At 60.1% G+C, this 17,331-nt stretch carries 15 protein-coding genes; 8 read left to right on the top strand and 7 right to left on the bottom strand.

All coding sequences use genetic code 11. The annotated features are described in order from the left end of the window. Positions 1 to 51: 51 nt before the first annotated feature. Complete coding sequence (locus EnteroDNA1_RS03525) at positions 52 to 801, top strand: SDR family NAD(P)-dependent oxidoreductase (RefSeq protein ID WP_058840956.1); 750 nt, start codon at positions 52 to 54, stop codon at positions 799 to 801. On the opposite strand, the gene EnteroDNA1_RS03520 is transcribed toward EnteroDNA1_RS03525, so the two are convergent. Genes EnteroDNA1_RS03520 through EnteroDNA1_RS03490 form a run of 7 tightly spaced genes read right to left on the bottom strand, consistent with a single transcriptional unit; the run spans position 798 to position 7,632 of the window. After that, complete coding sequence (locus EnteroDNA1_RS03520; RefSeq protein ID WP_064672583.1) at positions 798 to 1,727, bottom strand: oligopeptide/dipeptide ABC transporter ATP-binding protein; 930 nt, start codon at positions 1,725 to 1,727, stop codon at positions 798 to 800. The genes EnteroDNA1_RS03525 and EnteroDNA1_RS03520 overlap by 4 nt on opposite strands. Then, positions 1,720 to 2,706 (bottom strand): ABC transporter ATP-binding protein, encoded by a 987-nt coding sequence (locus EnteroDNA1_RS03515; protein WP_069302865.1) that lies wholly within the window; start codon positions 2,704 to 2,706, stop codon positions 1,720 to 1,722. Before EnteroDNA1_RS03515 ends, EnteroDNA1_RS03520 begins: the two co-directional genes overlap by 8 nt. Then, positions 2,706 to 3,599 carry a D,D-dipeptide ABC transporter permease gene (ddpC, locus tag EnteroDNA1_RS03510; RefSeq protein WP_029740902.1) on the bottom strand — a complete coding sequence of 298 codons (894 nt, stop codon included), beginning with the start codon at positions 3,597 to 3,599 and terminating at the stop codon, positions 2,706 to 2,708. The genes EnteroDNA1_RS03515 and ddpC overlap by 1 nt, the downstream gene beginning before the upstream one ends. Beyond that, positions 3,596 to 4,618, bottom strand: a complete 1,023-nt coding sequence (locus EnteroDNA1_RS03505) for an ABC transporter permease (RefSeq protein ID WP_069302864.1) — start codon at positions 4,616 to 4,618, stop codon at positions 3,596 to 3,598. Before EnteroDNA1_RS03505 ends, ddpC begins: the two co-directional genes overlap by 4 nt. A 23-nt stretch (positions 4,619 to 4,641) precedes the next feature. After that, on the bottom strand, positions 4,642 to 6,174 hold the full coding sequence (locus tag EnteroDNA1_RS03500) for an ABC transporter substrate-binding protein (protein WP_069302863.1): 1,533 nt from the start codon (positions 6,172 to 6,174) through the stop codon (positions 4,642 to 4,644). A 15-nt stretch (positions 6,175 to 6,189) separates the two neighbouring features. Beyond that, complete coding sequence (gene ddpX / locus EnteroDNA1_RS03495) at positions 6,190 to 6,765, bottom strand: D-alanyl-D-alanine dipeptidase (protein WP_023311885.1); 576 nt, start codon at positions 6,763 to 6,765, stop codon at positions 6,190 to 6,192. A gap of 12 nt (positions 6,766 to 6,777) precedes the next feature. After that, positions 6,778 to 7,632 carry a MurR/RpiR family transcriptional regulator gene (locus tag EnteroDNA1_RS03490; RefSeq protein ID WP_069302862.1) on the bottom strand — a complete coding sequence of 285 codons (855 nt, stop codon included), beginning with the start codon at positions 7,630 to 7,632 and terminating at the stop codon, positions 6,778 to 6,780. A 266-nt stretch (positions 7,633 to 7,898) separates the two neighbouring features. Between EnteroDNA1_RS03490 and EnteroDNA1_RS03485 the strand changes: the two genes are divergently transcribed. The 7 genes from EnteroDNA1_RS03485 (at position 7,899) to EnteroDNA1_RS03455 (ending at position 17,245) form a co-directional block, all read left to right on the top strand. Further along, positions 7,899 to 9,380: an alpha/beta hydrolase gene (locus EnteroDNA1_RS03485; protein WP_069302861.1), complete on the top strand. Its 1,482-nt coding sequence runs from the start codon at positions 7,899 to 7,901 to the stop codon at positions 9,378 to 9,380. 95 nt (positions 9,381 to 9,475) lie between these two features. Beyond that, a complete protein-coding gene (locus tag EnteroDNA1_RS03480) occupies positions 9,476 to 10,687 on the top strand; it encodes a diguanylate phosphodiesterase (protein ID WP_069302860.1) in 1,212 nt (403 codons plus the stop codon). Positions 10,688 to 10,775: 88 nt separating this feature from the next. Then, a complete protein-coding gene (locus EnteroDNA1_RS03475) occupies positions 10,776 to 11,666 on the top strand; it encodes an aminoimidazole riboside kinase (RefSeq protein ID WP_069302859.1) in 891 nt (296 codons plus the stop codon). Between the two features lie 173 nt (positions 11,667 to 11,839). Further along, positions 11,840 to 13,357 carry a carbohydrate porin gene (locus EnteroDNA1_RS03470; RefSeq protein WP_069302858.1) on the top strand — a complete coding sequence of 506 codons (1,518 nt, stop codon included), beginning with the start codon at positions 11,840 to 11,842 and terminating at the stop codon, positions 13,355 to 13,357. A 66-nt stretch (positions 13,358 to 13,423) separates the two neighbouring features. Beyond that, on the top strand, positions 13,424 to 14,794 hold the full coding sequence (locus EnteroDNA1_RS03465) for a sucrose-specific PTS transporter subunit IIBC (protein ID WP_064672576.1): 1,371 nt from the start codon (positions 13,424 to 13,426) through the stop codon (positions 14,792 to 14,794). Further along, entirely contained in the window at positions 14,794 to 16,200 is a 1,407-nt protein-coding gene (locus EnteroDNA1_RS03460) for a sucrose-6-phosphate hydrolase (RefSeq protein ID WP_069302857.1), read from the top strand. Before EnteroDNA1_RS03465 ends, EnteroDNA1_RS03460 begins: the two co-directional genes overlap by 1 nt. A 28-nt stretch (positions 16,201 to 16,228) precedes the next feature. After that, a complete protein-coding gene (locus EnteroDNA1_RS03455; RefSeq protein ID WP_029741322.1) occupies positions 16,229 to 17,245 on the top strand; it encodes a LacI family DNA-binding transcriptional regulator in 1,017 nt (338 codons plus the stop codon). Positions 17,246 to 17,331 lie beyond the last annotated feature (86 nt).

Here is a 17,331-nt window from a genome sequence, read left to right as displayed (position 1 = left end):
GCCGCAAGGGCTAAAGTTTGTCCAACGCAAACCCAACAAAAGGTAAATGACATGAACACGACTCTCTCAGGAAAAATCGCACTGGTCACCGGCGGCAGCACCGGCATTGGTCTTGCCACGGCGCAGGAGCTGGCGGCACAGGGCGCAAAGGTCTACATCACCGGTCGTCGCCAGGCCGAGCTGGACGCGGCGGTGGCGGAAATTGCTTCAACCGCAGTGGGCATTCGCGCGGACGCCTCAAAGCTTGCCGATCTGGATGAGGTTTATGCCCGGATAGCCAAAGAAGAAGGCCGTCTTGATATCCTGTTCGCCAATGCCGGTGGCGGCGATATGCTGCCGCTGGGCGCGATCACCGAAGAGCAGTTTGACCGGATTTTTGGCACCAACGTGCGCGGAGTGCTGTTCACGGTGCAGAAGGCGCTGCCGCTGCTGTCCGCCGGATCGTCGATTATTCTGACCGGATCGACGGTGTCCATTAAAGGGACGGCCAATTTCAGCGTCTACAGCGCCAGCAAGGCCGCCGTGCGCAACTTTGCCCGCTCCTGGGCGCTGGATTTGCAGGGCCGCGGGATCCGCGTCAACGTGGTGAGCCCGGGTCCGATCAAAACGCCGGGTCTCGGCGATCTGGTGCCGGAAGAACACCGTCAGGGGCTGTACGACGCGCTGGCCGCGCAGGTACCGCTGGGGCGTTTAGGCGCGCCGGGCGAGGTGGGTAAAGCGGTGGCGTTTCTGGCCTCCGACGCGGCCAGCTTTATTAACGCCACCGAGCTGTTTGTGGACGGCGGGATGGCGCAAATCTAACCCAGACTGCGCCAGCAGCGCACGTTACGGCCCTCGCGTGAGGGCTGTAGCGGCTGCGGCTGTTCACACCCCTGCGCTGCTATCGGACAACGGTCGCGGAAAAAACAGCCTTCGGGCAGATGACGATTGCCGGGAAGCTCCGTTTTGCGCAACGCCAGATTTTCATCCAGCGGTTCACCGGTGCGGGGAACCGAGTCGAGCAGCAGACGGGTATAGGGATGGCGCGGCTCGCCAAGCACCTGCGCGGCGCTGCCCAGCTCCACAATCTGCCCGAGGTACATCACCGCCACGCGGTCGCTCATGTGTCTGACCACCGAGACGTTATGCGAGATTAACACGTAGGTCAGATTACGCTGCTGTTGCAGGTTCACCAGCAGGTTGAGGATTTGCGCCTGCACGGAGATATCCAGCGCGCTGGTGGGTTCATCAAGCACGATAATATCGGGGTTGGAGGAGAGCGCCCGGGCGATGGCGATGCGCTGGCGCTGCCCGCCGGAGAAGGCGTGCGGAAGCCTGTCGAGATATTCCGGGCGAATGCCCACCTGCAGCGCCAGGTTTTCTGCCAGCTGGCGGCGTTCGCGCTCGCTGCTGCGTTTTTGCACCCACACCGGCTCGGTGATGATGCGCCAGACCGGCAATCGCGGGTCGAGCGAGGAGAGCGGATCCTGAAACACCATCTGCATGCCGCCCGCGTGGTGCGCCCGCTGGCACGCGCCGGTGCTGGGCTTAAGCATGCCCATCAGCAGCTGGGCCAGCGTGCTTTTCCCGCAGCCGGATTCCCCGACAATGCCCAGCGTTTCCCCGCGACGGATCTGGAGATCGAGCCCGTTGAGGGCATGGACCTGTTCCGTCACGCGGCCCAGCCAGTTTTTGCGCGCCGCAAAGTTCACGTGCACGCTATCCAGTTCCAGCAGTACATCAGACATGGCGTTTCTCCCGTTGTGGATACCAGCAGGCAGCCTGTTGGCCCTCTGCACCGTTGGGCTGTAAGCGCGGCGTTTCGCTGCATTTCGCTCCGGCGGCAAAGCAGCGCTCGCGGAAGGCGCAACCCTGCGGAAGCTTGCTGAGGTTGGGCACCGTGCCGGGGATGGCGGGAAGCAGGTCGCGCGGCTGGCCGTTTTCCGGGGCGCACCGCAGCAGGCCGATGGAGTAGGGATGCACGGGTCGGTGGATCAGCGTTTGCGTGGCACCGCTCTCGATCACGCTGCCCGCATACATCACGTACATTCTGTCGCAAAGCTGCGACACCACGGCCATATCATGGCTGATAAACAACACCGAGGTACCGCTGGCCCGCGCCTTATGCTTCAGCAATCGCAGCACCTGGAGCTGGACGGTAACGTCCAGCGCGGTGGTCGGTTCGTCGGCGACGATCAGCTCCGGCTCGCAGGAGAAGGCAAGGGCGATCATCACCCGCTGGCGCATGCCGCCGGAGAGTTCAAACGGATAACGCTCCATGACCTGCTTCGCGTCCGGGATTTGCATCTCTTCCAGCAGGGTAATCGCCTTATGCTGCGCCTCGCGCCGCGAAAGCGGCTGATGCTGGCGGATCACCTCCACCATCTGTTTGCCAATCCGCCGCGTCGGGTTGAGGGCGGTCATGGGCTCCTGAAAAATCATCGCCACTCGTGCACCGCGCCACTGGCGAAGCTGCTTCTCGGACGCCGTCAGGACGTTTTCGCCGAGTAACTTCACCTGACCGTGATGAATGCGGTAGCTCCCTTCCGGCAGCAGCCGCATGGCGAGCATGGCAGTGACGGATTTACCCGACCCCGACTCACCCACCACGCCGACGATTTCGCCCCTGCCGATCTCCAGCGAGACGTGGTTCAGCGCGTGGACCTCACCGCGAAAAACCGGGAAGCTCAGATGCAGGTCCTCAATACGTAATACCGGTTCGGTCATTACTGTTTTCCTCCCGACTTCGGATCCAGCAGATCGCGGATACCGTCGCCAAACAGGTTAAAGCCCACGGCGGTAATCAAAATCGCCGCACCGGGAAAGGCGCAGTACCACCACTGGTCCAGGACGTAGTTACGGCCCACGGCCACCATCGCCCCCCATTCGGCGGTCGGCTGCTGCGCGCCAAGGCCGATAAACCCCAGCGTGGCGGCCATCAGAATGGCGCTACCGATATCCAGCGAAGCTTGCACAATCAGCGGCGGCAGGGCGTTGCGCAGGATATGCCAGCGGATCAAATGCCAGCGGGACGCGCCAAAGGTGCGGGCGGCCTGGACGTAGGTAAACTGGCGCACCACCAGGGTTTGCCCGCGCGCCAGGCGGACGTAAAACGGGATGCGGACAATCGCAATCGCCAGCATGGCGTTGAACAGGCTCGGCCCGAGCGCGGCGGCCAGCGCCATGGTCAGCACCAGCGAAGGAATGGATAGCATAATGTCCATCACCCGCATGATGATGGCGTCGCCGCGCCCGCCCAGTACGCCGGAAAAACAGCCCAGCAGTGAGCCTATGCCGCCCGCAATCGCCACCACCGCCAGCCCGGCGGTAATCGACTGCTGGCTGCCCGTCAGCACGCGGCTGAACAGGTCGCGTCCCACCTCATCGGTACCAAACCAGTGTTGCGCAGACGGCGCCTGCAGGCGGGCGGTCAAATCCAGCGCGTTCGGGTCATGCGGAACGATCCACGGCGAAGCCACCATCAGGAAGAGCATCGCAATCATAATGACGCCGCCAACGATCGTGAGCGGGCTTTGACGCAGCATCCAGAACAGCTTTGCCCAGTTGATGCGTTGTCCGGCGGTTTTAGCCGGGACGGGCGTTTCCTGCGTTAACATCATTCGGCACCTCCGCGCCCGATTCGCGGGTCAATCCACAGGTAAAGCAGATCGACCACCAGATTAACCAGCACGTAGGCCAGCGAAACGACGACGGCAAACCCCATTACGGCAGGGAAATCGAGCGCCTGAATGGATGTCACCACCCAGGCGCCCATGCCCGGCCAGGCAAAGACGGTTTCGGTCAGCACGGCGCCGTAAAGCAGATCGCCCAGCGCCAGCCCGAGGACGGTGATGGACGGGATCATCGCATTGGGCAGGGCGTAGCGCAGGACGATGTACCAGCCGGGCAGGCCGCTGGCGCGCGCGGTGCGGATGTAATCCTCACTAAGCTGCTCCAGCATCGCCGAACGGACCTGGCGCGCCACGATCCCCAGGTGAACAAACGCCAGCGTCAGCGAGGGTAAAATCAGGTGCTGAAGCGCGTTGAAAAAGACCTCACCGTTGCCCTCCAGCAGCGCGTCCAGCAGATAAAATCCGGTGACGTGCGTCGGGGGATCGAGCCAGTCGTCCAGCCTGCCGCCGCCCGGCAGGATCTGCAGGTTCCCGTAGAACAGCACAATGACGCCCAGCCCAAGCCAGAAGGCCGGCGTGGAGATCCCGGTCATCGCCATTAAACGCACCAGGTGATCCAGCCAGCGGTTGCGGTACACCGCCGATAAAATCCCCAGCGGCACGCCGATGACCAGCGCCAGCAGCAGAGAACAAAAGGCCAGCTCCAGCGTGGCGGGGAAAAAGGCCTTCAGGTCTTCCGCGACCGGGCGTCCGGTGCGGATGGACGTGCCTAAATCACCGTGCGCCAGAGCGTCCACGTAGCGGCCAAACTGAACATACAGGGGCTGGTCCAGCCCTAACTGCTGGCGGATGTTCTGCACGATTTCGTCGCTGGCGCGGTCGCCGGCCAGCAGACGGGCCGGATCGCCGGGGATCAGGTGTGAAATAATAAAGGTGATAATACAGACACCGGCCACCACCAGGATTAACCCCCAGCAGCGCTGGCGCACTATGCTCCAGAACGTCATACGCTTTCCCCCGGCGAGAACCGTTATTTGCTCATGGTGGCGATGTTGAACACCTGCTCGAGCATCGGATTAAAGGTGAAGCCTTTGACCTCTTTGTTCATCGCCAGCTGGTAGTTTTTCTGGAACAGATAAACGTAGGCCGCCTCGTCGATAACCACCTTTTGCGCCTGCTGGTAATCTTTGGTGCGTTCCGCCTGGTCGGTGGTTTTCAGCGCGGCCTGCAGGAGCGAATCAACCTCTTTGTTCTCATAGAACGAGCGGTTGCCCGGTAGCCCTTTTTTGTCCGATTCGAACCAGTAGTTCATGAACATGTACGGGTCGGCAAAGTCCGGGCTCCAGTTGCCGATGGCAATGTCGTAATCGCCTTTTCCGACGCGGTCGCGCATGGTGGCGTTGGCCAGTTTTTCCAGCTTGACGCTAATGCCGATCTTGCCGAGGCTGGCCTGAGTGGAGAGGGCGATAGGCTCCCAGTTCGGATCGTTGTCCGAGTAGAGGAAGGTCAGGCTGGCGGGTTTGTCTTTGACCTTCTCCAGCGCCGCTTTGGCTTTGGCCTCATCGAAGCTGTACTGCATTGCCGTGGCGTCAAAGCCCCACATGCCTTCCGGGATCGGGCCGCGCATCTGCTTGCCGTTGCCGCTCAGAATGCCTTTCACCATGCCCTGGTAATCCGTCGCCCAGGAGATGGCCCGACGTAAATCCACCTGATTGAGCGGCGCTTTGCTGTTGTTGAGATAGAGGTAAGTCACGCGCAGGGACGGGTATTCCGCGACGGCGACTTTGCCTTCCTGCTTCAGCGCTGCGAGCTGATCGACCGGCAGGGAGTCGGCAATGTCCAGATCGCCGCGGGAAAGCTGCAGTCGGCGCGAGGCGCTCTCACCGATAATTTTCACCGATACGCGCTTAAAGTGCGGCTTTTCACCCTGCCAGTGGGGGTTAGGCACCAGGATCAGCTGCTGGCCTTTCTGCCAGCTTTTCAGCATAAACGGCCCGGAACCGGCGGTGTTTTGCGCCAGAAAACCGCGAGCATCGTCTGCCGCGTTGGCCTTCAGCACCGCCGGGTTAATGATGGACGCCCCGTCGTTTGCCAGCGTGTAGAGGAACGGTGCGAAAGGCTGGCTGAGGGTGAACTTCACCGTATGGTCATCGACGGCATCAATTTTCAGGTCTTTCGGGAAGGCTTCAGACGGCCCCTGGCCGAGCTTCAGCAGGCGCTCAAAGGAGAGTTTTACCGCCTCGGCGGTGACCGGCGTGCCGTCGGAGAATTTCGCGTTACCCGCCAGGGTAAAGGTCCACTCTTTCTGGTCGTCAGACGCCTTCCAGCCCGTCGCCAGATCGCCTTCCACCTCGGTAGAGCCTGGCTTGTACTTGACCAGACGCTGGTAGGACGGATAGGTGACGGTCCAGTCGTTGTTATCAATGGTGATGGCAGGATCGAGCGTTTGCGGGTCGGCGGCTTTACCGATCGCCAGCATGTCTTTCGGGACGGCAGCCAGCGCCAGCGGTGCGCTCAGGGCCAGCGTGGCGGCGATCAGCGTCGAGAGAAGCGATGTTTTCATGGCAGTGCTCCAGGTTTAGAGAGAAGTGTGCGTCAGGGGAAAACAGGCAAAACGGTCGTCAAGCAGCGGATAGCTGGCGGCGTTCGGCAGTTCGAAGTGCCACCATTCGCTGCTGATACCCACAAAACCACCGCCGAACATGATGGCGTTCAACAGCAGACGGTTGCGCTGGGCGTGCGGCGGCACGGAAGGGTGATACGGATGCGAGCGGTCGTGCATTTCGTCAAAACCGGCACCCATATCCAGCACGGCGTTATGTTCATCCATCAGGGTGACGTCGATGGCCGTACCGCGGCTGTGATTGGAGCCAATCGCCACGTCGACCACGTATTCCGGATTCGGGCAGGCATCCCACAGCTGGGCCTGTGCCTGCTGCGGCCGATAGGCGTCGTACACCACCAGCTTCAGCCCGGCCAGCGAGGCAATGCTGATGGCTTTTGCCAGCGCGGTGGCCGCGTCGGTATGCAGCAGGCACAGCGCCTCCTGATAGATCGGACGGCCGGTGATATTGTCGGCGGTGGCGTACTTCAGATCGATATGCAGCGTGGGAAACGTCTTCGCCACATCAATCAGTTCACTCTCTTCGGGCATAGCTCCGCTCCTTTAGCGTTCGAATTGACCAAACTCTTGTTGTAATTGCCGGTTTACCGCCAGACGCGCCGGGAGCGCATCACCCAGCGCTTCCACCACGCCCGACAGCAGCAGGTTGAACAGACAGCTCACGGGGGCAAGCGAATCCCAGAAGTGACCGGTATCGGTTTTCACCTGCAGTAAATCCATCGGGTAATCCCGCGCCCACGGGCACCAGATGTCGGTGATCAAGGCCAGCGGAATGCCTTTTTCGCTGGCGACGCGGCAGTACTGGCGGGCCATCGCGGAGTAGGTGCGCGTATCGGTCAGCACGACGTACGGGTGCGAAAACCCCGAGTTGAGGGATTCCACCCAGCTGCCGGAAGCGCCCTCCGAATAGCTCACGCGCGGGCGGAGGTACTCGAGGTGGCTGAAGAAGGCGTTGGCAATCCCGCGCGTGGACTGGATCCCCAGCACAAACACCGCGTCGGCGTGGGCGAGGTTGTGCACCACCTGACGGAAGGCGTCCGTTTGCGCCAGCTGGTACACCTGCGTGATGGCATCCACTTCCAGCGACAGGGCATGCTGAAGGCGGCTGGAAAGGGGGCGCTGCTGCTGCCAGGAGTCCAGCCGCTCGTTCATGCCCCAGGGCTGATACGGATCGCGCAGGCTCTTTTTGGCATCTTCCAGGTTGCGATACCCCAGCTTGCGCAGGAAGCGTCCGACGGTAATTCCGCTGGTCCCGCTCGCCTGACCGATGCTCTCCGCCGTTTCAAACGGGATTTGCGCGGCGTGCGCCAGCAGCCAGCTTCCGACCCGCTTTTCGCTGGGCGTGAGCTGGCTGAACGTCGCTTCGATACGGCTTAACACCTCAGGTTTCGTCGTCATACCGCCTCGCTGTTAACAGGCTGTCAATGGCCGAATTTTTGTTACCTGGTTAACAATGCATGACGCGTGCCATGTTCACAGGGCGGGTGAAACCCGCTGTGCAGTAAACTTCATGCAATATTTGTTTAACCAATGATCAACATTTGTGCAGCGTAGTTCACTTTTGGTGCACTGTCTGACGCGGCAGGTATGAATTTAGTGAATACGTCAGTCCGTTCACATTTTTGATAAGATAGATGTACTGTGAATATAAAAGGGATCCCGGCATGGCAAATCTGCCCTGGCGAGTCAGCGTGCGCCTGATGGCGCTTGCAAAGAAAATAGGGATGGTCGTAGGGATCGTGCTGGTCGTCCTGCTGGCGGTTAGGGTCTATCTCTCGCAGCAGGGACCGGAACTGCACCTGTGGCATACCTGGCGGGCCGATGAGATGTCCGTGCGCGAGATGGATAACGCCGACTTTGCCCGGTATATCGCCCGGGAAAACGCCATTTTCGCCGATCTTGATAATGCGGTGACGGCGAAAACAGAGGGCGAGGAACGCACGCCGTTAAACCGCTATTATCGCCAGAGCCTGGTATGGCCGGGACAGTTTACGCCCGATGCCAACCGCTCCTTTGTGCTGATGCCTGCCGGAAAGCCGCGCGGCGCGGTAGTGCTGCTGCACGGTCTGACGGACTCGCCCTACAGCGTCCGGCGGCTTGCCGTGAACTATCAACAGCACGGCTTTGTGGCCGTGGTCCCGCGCCTGCCCGGGCACGGCACTGCGCCCGGCGCGCTGACGGACGTCGACTGGGAGATGTGGCTCGCGGCGACGCGTCTTGCGGTGCGGGAAGCCACGCGTCTGGCGGGCGAGGCTGCGCCTCTGCATCTGGTGGGCTACTCCAACGGCGGGGCGCTGGCGATGAAATATGCTCTCGATGCGCTGGATGCGCCTGCGCTGCGTAAACCGCAGCAGGTGATACTGCTCTCACCGATGATCGGCGTGACGGCCTTTGCTCGGTTTGCCGGTTTCGCCGGGTTACCGGCGCTGCTGCCGGCGTTTGCCAAAGCGGCGTGGCTGAATATCTCTCCGGAATATAATCCGTACAAATATAACTCGTTCCCGGTGAACGCCGCCCGCCAGTCATGGCTGCTGACGAAGGCCCTGCAGGAGCAAATCAGCCGCGAGGCGCGGGAGAACAGGCTGGCGAATTTGCCGCCGATCCTGGCGTTCCAGTCGGTCATGGATTCCACGGTCAGCACCCGCGCGGTGGTGACCGGCCTGTTTGACCAGCTTCCGGCAAACGGCAGCGAGCTGGTGGTGTTTGACATCAATCAGGCAGCCAGCTTCCGTCCGCTGTTCAAACCGTCGTCGTGGACGGCAACCTCGGCGCTGCTGCCGGTTGCGCAGAGGCGTTACGGTGTCACAATTATTACCAATGCCAGCGAGCACAGCTTCTCGACGGTGGCGAAAATCACTCCGGCAGGCAGCACCCGGGAGACGGTCGTGCCGCTTGCGCAGGCCTGGCCGCAGGATGTCTATTCCCTGTCGCACGTAGCGGTGCCGTTCCCGCCGGATGACGATCTTTATGGCCGTGAGCCTCGGGTGAAAAACCGCTACGGTATCAGCCTGGGGACAATTGCGCTCTGGGGCGAAACCTCCGTGTTGAGCGTCGGGAAAGAGGCGCTTATGCGGGTCACCTCGAACCCGTTTTACGACTATATACAGGAGAGGATCGACAGCCGAATTGGCAACGGGGAAAAGTAACGTTCCCCTGTGGTGTGAATATGTTAGGTCGCATTGATTAAGTATGTTAAATAGTAGCTTCAAGGCACCTCTCTTTCTCATCGGAACCCATTTTTGTGCTGACGACTCTGATCTACCGAAGCCAGTTGAATTTATCCTGTCAGCCCTCCGCGCTGAGGGAGCTGGTGGAGCGCGCCCGGATCCGCAATGCCAGTCTGAATATCACCGGGGTTCTGCTTGCAAAAGGCAGTGACGTGCTGCAAATACTCGAAGGGTCGGAAGAGAGCGTGCTTAAGCTGTTCCATAAAATCCGTGACGACAAGCGGCACAGTGGAGTGGTAGAGCTGATGCGGGACTATGGCCCGCGCAGGCGCTTTGAAAACGTCGGTATGCTGCTGTTCGATCTGCAGACGCAGTCACCGAAAGAGGTGCTGCAGTCGGTTCTGAATTACAGCAAGCTGGACAGCTATCTCACATCCGATGACCGGGTGTTCAAATTTATCCAGACGTTTATCACGGGCAAACGTCCGGCCCTGTCGGGCGCACGCTACGTACCTGAAAAATGGACGCTTTCACCCGAGGCGTTGCCCTTTGGCGAGAGTATGGGACTGATTGCCGGACAGCCCTGTCAGTTTGCGCTTCAGCCCATCGTTGAGCCCTCGGAAGGGAAGATCAGTTCGCTTGAAGCCCTTATTCGCGGCAACGAAGGCGGCAGCCCGGAGCATTTCTTCAGCGCCCTCGACCCGGACAAAATCTACGAAGTCGATCTCCAGACGAAAGCGTATGCCTTTGCTCTCGCGGAAAAGCTGGGCATTGGCAGCCATAAGATTGCGGTAAACCTGCTGCCGATGTCGCTGGTGAATGTCCCCAACGCCGTGGAATTCCTGGTCAGCGAGATAAAAAAACATGGGCTGCAGCCGGAGCAGGTAGTCATTGAAGTGACGGAAAACGAGATGATCTCCGGCTTCAACCAGTTCAATAGCGCCATCAAGCAGCTTCGCGGTGAGGGGATTGGCCTGGCGATCGATGATTTCGGTTCCGGCTATGCGGGTCTTTCGCTGCTGACTCGCTTCCAGCCGGACAAAATTAAGATCGACCGGGAGATAGTTAGCGATATCCACCTCAGCGGCCCGAAGCAGGCGATTGTGCGCTCCATCGTCAGCTGTTGCTCCGATCTCGAAATTACCCTGGTGGCCGAAGGGATCGAGAAGATAGAGGAGTGGTGCTGGCTCGAGTCTGCCGGGATCCGCCGTTTCCAGGGCTTTCTGTTCGCCCGCCCGCAGCTAAATGGCGTCGGTGATATTCACTGGCCGCATCTGGTGCGTTAGCCAATTTTCCTCCCGCGTTATTTCCCCTTCGCCCTGCCTGTGCTTAAATAGCTAAAACGGTTTAACATAGTTTAGCTACGAGGATCACATGAAAAAAATCTGGGTACTTGGCGATGCGGTAGTGGATTTGCTGCCCGATGGAGAAGGCAGATTGCTGCAGTGTCCCGGCGGGGCACCGGCAAACGTTGCGGTCGGTATTGCCCGGCTGGGCGGCCAGAGCGCCTTTATCGGCAGGGTTGGCGACGATCCCTTCGGGTGCTTTATGGCGAAAACTCTCGCTGACGAGCGGGTCGATGTGAAGTTTTTGCGCCTTGACCCGGCGCACCGCACCTCAACGGTGGTGGTCGATCTGGATGACCAGGGCGAACGCTCGTTTACCTTTATGGTGCGTACGAGCGCCGATCTGTTTCTCGAATCCGCCGATCTGCCGACGTTCAGCGCCGGGGAGTGGCTGCACGTCTGTTCCATCGCATTAAGCGCAGAGCCGAGCCGTTCTGCGACGTTTGAGGCGATGGCCACCATCCGCGAGGCGGGCGGTTACGTCAGCTTCGACCCCAATATTCGCCCGGATCTCTGGCCGGATGAGAACGCGCTGCGTCGCTGCCTGGAACAGGCCCTGCAGAGTGCCGACGTGGTGAAACTCTCCGTCGAAGAGCTGGCGTTTTTAACCGGAAATGTCGAGGTAAACGTCGGTCTGGACGCGCTGATGGCGCGCTGTCCGGCGCGTCTGGTGCTGGTCACCCAGGGAAAAGAGGGGGTGATCGCCTGGCATGATGGCACCGTAAAACACTATCCGGCAACGCCCGTCGAATGTGTCGATACCACCGGCGCGGGCGATGCCTTTGTGGCGGGGCTGCTCTACGGGCTGGCCGCCGGGCAGGACCTGACGCCGGTCATCGCCTTAGCCCAGCGCTGCGGCGCATTAGCCACCACGGCCAAAGGGGCAATGACCGCATTGCCGTGGCAGCACGATCTGTAATTCCTTCCTTCACTGGCCGCCATCCGGCGGCCTGAATTGTCGCCTCGATCACACTTACTAAAACGGTTTAGCAAAAAAGATTGCCGATCCAAAATTCAGAGGTTTAGTATCAGCAACCTAAACCGGTTTAGCAATTTAGCACGTTTAATGACTTCTTTTAGGGATGCGACAAAATGTATAAAAAACGCAGACTTGCCGTGATGATAGGCATGCTGGCCGGAAGTACCTCTGTTTTTGCCCAGACGGATATGACAAGTATCGAAGCGCGTCTTGCCGCGATGGAGCAGCGCCTCCAGGCGGCGGAAACGCGTGCGCAGGTGGCTGAGAAACGCGCCACCGATGCGGAACAAAAAACGCAGCAGCTGGTTGCCGCCCAGCAGCAGACGCAAACGACAGCCCAGGCGGTGGCGCAGCGCACCACCGCGCTGGAGAAGAAGGCGGATCAAAGCAGCGGGTTTGAGTTCCACGGCTACGCCCGTTCGGGCCTGCTGATGAACGATGCGGCCTCCAGCAGCAAAAGCGGTCCTTATCTGACCCCGGCCGGTGAAACCGGCGGTGCGGTAGGGCGTCTGGGTAACGAAGCCGACACCTACGTCGAGCTGAACCTGGAGCACAAGCAAACTCTGGATAATGGCGCCACCACGCGCTTTAAAGCGATGCTGGCCGACGGTCAGCGGACCTATAACGACTGGTCAGCCGATACCAGCGATCTTAATATTCGCCAGGCCTTCGCGGAGCTGGGCAACCTGCCTGATTTTACCGGCGCGCTGAAGGGCAGCACCTTCTGGGCGGGTAAACGCTTCGACCGCGACAACTTTGATATTCACTGGCTGGACTCCGACGTGGTGTTCCTGGCCGGTACCGGCGGCGGCGTCTACGACGTGAAATGGAACGATTCGCTGCGCAGCAACTTCTCCATTTACGGCCGCAACTTCGGCAGCGTGGAGCAGACCGACAATAACGTTCAGAACTATATTCTCAGCATGAACCACTTCGCCGGACCGTTCCAGCTGATGGTGAGCGGCCTGCGTGCGAAGGATAACGACGACCGTAAAGACACCAACGGCGATCTCATCAAAACTGACGCCGCCAATACAGGCGTTCATGCGCTGGTCGGGTTGCACAACGAGAGCTTCTACGGCCTGCGGGAAGGGACAGCCAAAACGGCGCTGCTGTACGGTCACGGGCTGGGTGCGGAGGTGAAAAGCATCGGCTCCGACGGCGCGCTGCTGTCTGAGGCGGATACCTGGCGCTTCGCAAGTTACGGTGTCACGCCAGTCGGCGGCGGCTGGAGCGTTGCGCCCGCCGTACTGGCGCAGAGCAGTAAAGATCGCTACGTCAAGGGCGATAGCTATGAGTGGGTGACGCTTAACACCCGCCTGATTAAAGAAGTGACGCAGAACTTCGCCCTGGCGTTTGAGGGAAGCTATCAGTACATGGATTTAAATCCGGAAGGCTATAAGGACCGCAACGCCGTCAACGGCAGTTTCTACAAGCTGACCTTTGCGCCGACGTTAAAAGCGAGCAAAATCGGCGATTTCTTCAGCCGTCCGGAGCTGCGCCTGTTTGCCACCTGGATGGACTGGAGCAGCAAACTGGATCATTACGCCAGCGATGATGCCTTTGGCAGCAGCGGCTTCAGCGCCGGCGGGGAATGGAACTTTGGGGTCCAGATGGAAACCTGGTTTTAACCCATCACGCTCCCGCCCGGCGGGAGCGTTTCGCACATCATAAAAAGAAGTCAGGCAGAGGTATCTATGGATTTTAATCAAATCGCCCGCGAGCTTATTCCGCTGCTCGGTGGCAAGGAAAATATCGCCAGCGCGGCGCACTGCGCAACGCGTCTTCGTCTGGTGCTGGTTGATGACGCGCTTGCGGATCAGCAGGCGATCGGCAAGGTCGACGGCGTAAAAGGCTGTTTTCGTAACGCCGGACAGATGCAGGTGATTTTTGGCACGGGCGTGGTCAACAAGGTCTACGCCGCGTTTATTCAGGCGGCGGGGATTAGCGAATCCAGTAAATCTGATGCCGCGGATCTGGCGGCGCGCAAGCTGAACCCGTTCCAGCGCATTGCCCGTCTGCTCTCCAACATCTTTGTCCCGATCATTCCCGCGATTGTGGCATCCGGCCTGCTGATGGGCCTGCTCGGCATGGTGAAAACCTACGGCTGGGTCAATGCGGATAACGCCATCTACATCATGCTGGACATGTGCAGCTCCGCGGCGTTTATCATTCTGCCTATTCTGATCGGCTTTACCGCCGCGCGGGAATTTGGCGGTAACCCGTATCTCGGCGCGACGCTGGGCGGCATTCTGACCCACCCGGCGCTGACCAACGCCTGGGGCGTGGCGTCCGGCTTCCACACCATGAACTTCTTCGGCCTTGAGATTGCGATGATTGGCTATCAGGGCACGGTGTTCCCGGTGCTGCTGGCCGTCTGGTTTATGAGCATCGTGGAGAAAAACCTGCGCCGCGCGATCCCGGACGCGTTAGATCTGATCCTGACGCCGTTCCTCACCGTCGTTATCTCCGGCTTTATCGCCTTGCTGATTATCGGCCCGGCGGGGCGCGCGCTGGGCGACGGCATCTCCTTTATCCTGAGCACGTTAATTGAACACGCGGGCTGGCTGGCCGGGCTGCTGTTCGGCGGGCTTTACTCGGTGATTGTGATCACCGGTATTCACCACAGCTTCCACGCGATCGAAGCCGGGCTGCTGGGCAACCCGTCGATTGGCGTTAACTTCCTGCTGCCGATTTGGGCCATGGCGAACGTGGCGCAGGGCGGCGCCTGTCTGGCGGTTTGGTTCAAAACCAAAGATGCCAAAATCAAAGCCATTACCTTACCGTCGGCGTTCTCTGCGATGCTGGGCATCACTGAAGCGGCCATTTTTGGTATCAACCTGCGCTTTGTTAAGCCGTTTATCGCCGCGCTGATTGGCGGCGCTGTGGGCGGGGCCTGGGTGGTTTCAGTCCATGTGTACATGACCGCCGTTGGGTTGACCGCTATTCCGGGCATGGCCATCGTGCAGGCCAGCTCGCTGCTCAACTATATTATCGGTATGGTGATTGCCTTCGGCGTGGCGTTTACCGTCTCACTGCTGCTGAAATATAAAACGGACTCTGAATAATGACGTTACCTTCCCGCTGGCCTGCGATCCTGCAGGCCGTTATGAAAGGTCAGCCGCGGGCGCTGGCGGATAGCCACTACCCGCAGTGGCACCCCGCGCCGGTGACGGGGCTGATGAACGATCCCAACGGGTTTATCTGGTTTGCTGGACGGTACCACCTGTTCTATCAGTGGAACCCGCTGGACTGCGAGCATCGGTTTAAATGCTGGGGGCACTGGAGCTCGGCGGACCTGGTGCACTGGCAGCACGAGCCGCTGGCGCTGATGCCGGATGAAGAGTATGACCGCAACGGCTGCTACTCCGGTAGCGCCGTGGATAACGATGGCGTTTTAACACTGTGCTATACCGGCAACGTCAAGTTCGATGACGGCAGCCGCACCGCCTGGCAGTGCCTCGCAGTGGAACAGCCGGACGGGGCCTTTACGAAGCTGGGGCCGGTGCTGGCGCTGCCGGAAGGCTATACCGGCCACGTGCGCGACCCGAAGGTGTGGCAGCACGACGGGATGTGGTACATGGTGCTCGGCGCGCAGGATCTGCAAAAGCGCGGCAAGGTACTGCTGTTTAAGTCAGCCGATTTGCACGCCTGGGCGTCCTGCGGGGAAATCGCCGGTCACGGGGTTAACGGCCTGACGGACGCGGGGTATATGTGGGAGTGTCCGGACCTGTTCGCCCTCGACGGAACGCACATCTTAATCAGCTGTCCGCAGGGGCTGGCGCGCGAGCCGCATCGCTATCTCAATACCTATCCGGCGACCTGGATGAGCGGGGCGTTTGACTATGCAAACGCCGCGTTCGATCACGGCGATCTGCACGAGCTGGACGCGGGCTTTGAGTTTTACGCACCCCAAACGACGCTGGCGGAAGACGGCCGACGCATTCTGATCGGCTGGATGGGCGTACCGGACGGGGAAGAGATGCTTCAGCCAACCCGGGCGCACGGCTGGATGCATCAGATGACCTGCCCGCGCGAATTACGCTATCGCGACGGCAGGCTCTGGCAGACTCCGGCGCGCGAGCTGGCGGCGCTGCGTGAAGATGAGCAGCGCTGGCAGGGGCGCGCCAGCGAGGCGCCGGACCTGGACGCGACGTGCCTGGAGTTTGAGCTGAGCGCATCGCAGGTGAATGTCGATTTTGGCGGCGCGCTGCGCCTTACGGTCGATGAGCGGGGCATACGTCTTGAACGCGCGAGCCTGAAAACCGGTGAAACGCTGACCCGCTACTGGCGGGGCGACGTCAGCCATTTGCGCGTTCTCTGCGACCGCTCCAGCGTTGAAATTTTCATCAATCACGGTGAAGGGGTGATGAGCAGCCGCTATTTTCATGACCATCCGGCCCGGGTGCGATTCGAAGGTGCGTCCGATATCACATTACGCTACTGGTCGCTGCGCGCCTGCATGATAGAATGAGGGTTTTGGCAGCCGGATCTAAGTCGTTGTGAGAAAAACAAAACGCGTCACCATTAAAGACATCGCGGAGCTGGCGGGTGTGTCAAAAGCCACCGCCAGCCTGGTCCTGAACGGGCGCAGCAAAGAGCTTCGCGTGGCGGAAGAGACGCGCGAGCGCGTGCTGGCGATTGCAAAAGAGCACCACTATCAGCCCAGCATTCACGCCCGGTCGCTGCGCGATAACCGCAGCCACACCGTTGGTCTGGTGGTTCCGGAGATCACAAACTACGGTTTTGCCGTGTTTTCTCACGAGCTGGAAACGCTGTGCCGCGAGGCGGGCGTTCAGCTGCTGATCTCCTGCAGCGATGAAAACCCGGGCCAGGAGACGGTGGTGGTGAACAACATGGTGGCGCGTCAGGTTGACGGGCTGATTGTGGCCTCCAGCATGCTTAACGATGCGGACTACCACAAGCTGAGCGAGCAGCTGCCCGTTGTCCTGTTTGACCGCCACATCAACGACAGCGCGCTGCCGCTGGTCATCACCGATTCGATTACTCCAACGGCGGAACTGGTGGCCGACATTGCGCGCCAGCACCCTGATGAATTCTACTTCCTCGGCGGCCAGCCGCGCCTTTCTCCGACGCGCGACCGCCTGGAAGGGTTTAAGCAAGGTCTGCGAGAGGCGGGCGTGGAGCTGCGCCCCGAGTGGATCATTCACGGCAACTATCACCCGAGCTCCGGTTACGAGATGTTTGCTGAACTCTGCGCCCGTCTGGGGCGTCCGCCGAAAGCGCTGTTCGCCGCCGCCTGCGGGCTGCTGGAAGGGGTGCTGCGCTATATGGGCCAGCACAACCTGTTGCAAAGTGATATCAGGTTAGCCAGTTTTGACGATCATTATCTCTACGATTCGCTGACGATCCCGGTGGATACCATTCGTCAGGATAACCGCCAGCTGGCGTGGCATTGCTTTGATTTGATTAGCAAATTGATCGAAGGGGAGACGCCGCAGCCGTTGCAGCGCAAGCTCAATGCCACCCTGCAGCGACGCTATAAGCCAGCGAAATAGCCCGGTTCGATACTTCAATAACTTTAATTAATTTAAGTTTTGGAATGGCCGATAACCATAAGGAATAATTCTCCTTGAGGTATTGG

Origin of the sequence: Enterobacter sp. HK169 (assembly GCF_001719105.1) — a bacterium.
Taxonomy (GTDB): Bacteria; Pseudomonadota; Gammaproteobacteria; order Enterobacterales; family Enterobacteriaceae; genus Enterobacter; species Enterobacter asburiae_B.
The sequence above is the reverse complement of the archived record's forward strand: the minus strand, read 5'-3'. Positions and strand labels throughout refer to the sequence as shown.

Excerpts from the sequence above, each read along its gene's own strand:
- EnteroDNA1_RS03525 (WP_058840956.1), top strand. The coding sequence starts at position 52 with ATGAACACGACTCTCTCAGGAAAAATCGCACTGGTCACCGGCGGCAGC.
- EnteroDNA1_RS03520 (WP_064672583.1), bottom strand. The coding sequence starts at position 1,727 with ATGTCTGATGTACTGCTGGAACTGGATAGCGTGCACGTGAACTTTGCG.
- EnteroDNA1_RS03515 (WP_069302865.1), bottom strand. The coding sequence starts at position 2,706 with ATGACCGAACCGGTATTACGTATTGAGGACCTGCATCTGAGCTTCCCG.
- ddpC (WP_029740902.1), bottom strand. The coding sequence starts at position 3,599 with ATGATGTTAACGCAGGAAACGCCCGTCCCGGCTAAAACCGCCGGACAA.
- EnteroDNA1_RS03505 (WP_069302864.1), bottom strand. The coding sequence starts at position 4,618 with ATGACGTTCTGGAGCATAGTGCGCCAGCGCTGCTGGGGGTTAATCCTG.
- EnteroDNA1_RS03500 (WP_069302863.1), bottom strand. The coding sequence starts at position 6,174 with ATGAAAACATCGCTTCTCTCGACGCTGATCGCCGCCACGCTGGCCCTG.
- ddpX (WP_023311885.1), bottom strand. The coding sequence starts at position 6,765 with ATGCCCGAAGAGAGTGAACTGATTGATGTGGCGAAGACGTTTCCCACG.
- EnteroDNA1_RS03490 (WP_069302862.1), bottom strand. The coding sequence starts at position 7,632 with ATGACGACGAAACCTGAGGTGTTAAGCCGTATCGAAGCGACGTTCAGC.
- EnteroDNA1_RS03485 (WP_069302861.1), top strand. The coding sequence starts at position 7,899 with ATGGCAAATCTGCCCTGGCGAGTCAGCGTGCGCCTGATGGCGCTTGCA.
- EnteroDNA1_RS03475 (WP_069302859.1), top strand. The coding sequence starts at position 10,776 with ATGAAAAAAATCTGGGTACTTGGCGATGCGGTAGTGGATTTGCTGCCC.
- EnteroDNA1_RS03470 (WP_069302858.1), top strand. The coding sequence starts at position 11,840 with ATGTATAAAAAACGCAGACTTGCCGTGATGATAGGCATGCTGGCCGGA.
- EnteroDNA1_RS03465 (WP_064672576.1), top strand. The coding sequence starts at position 13,424 with ATGGATTTTAATCAAATCGCCCGCGAGCTTATTCCGCTGCTCGGTGGC.
- EnteroDNA1_RS03460 (WP_069302857.1), top strand. The coding sequence starts at position 14,794 with ATGACGTTACCTTCCCGCTGGCCTGCGATCCTGCAGGCCGTTATGAAA.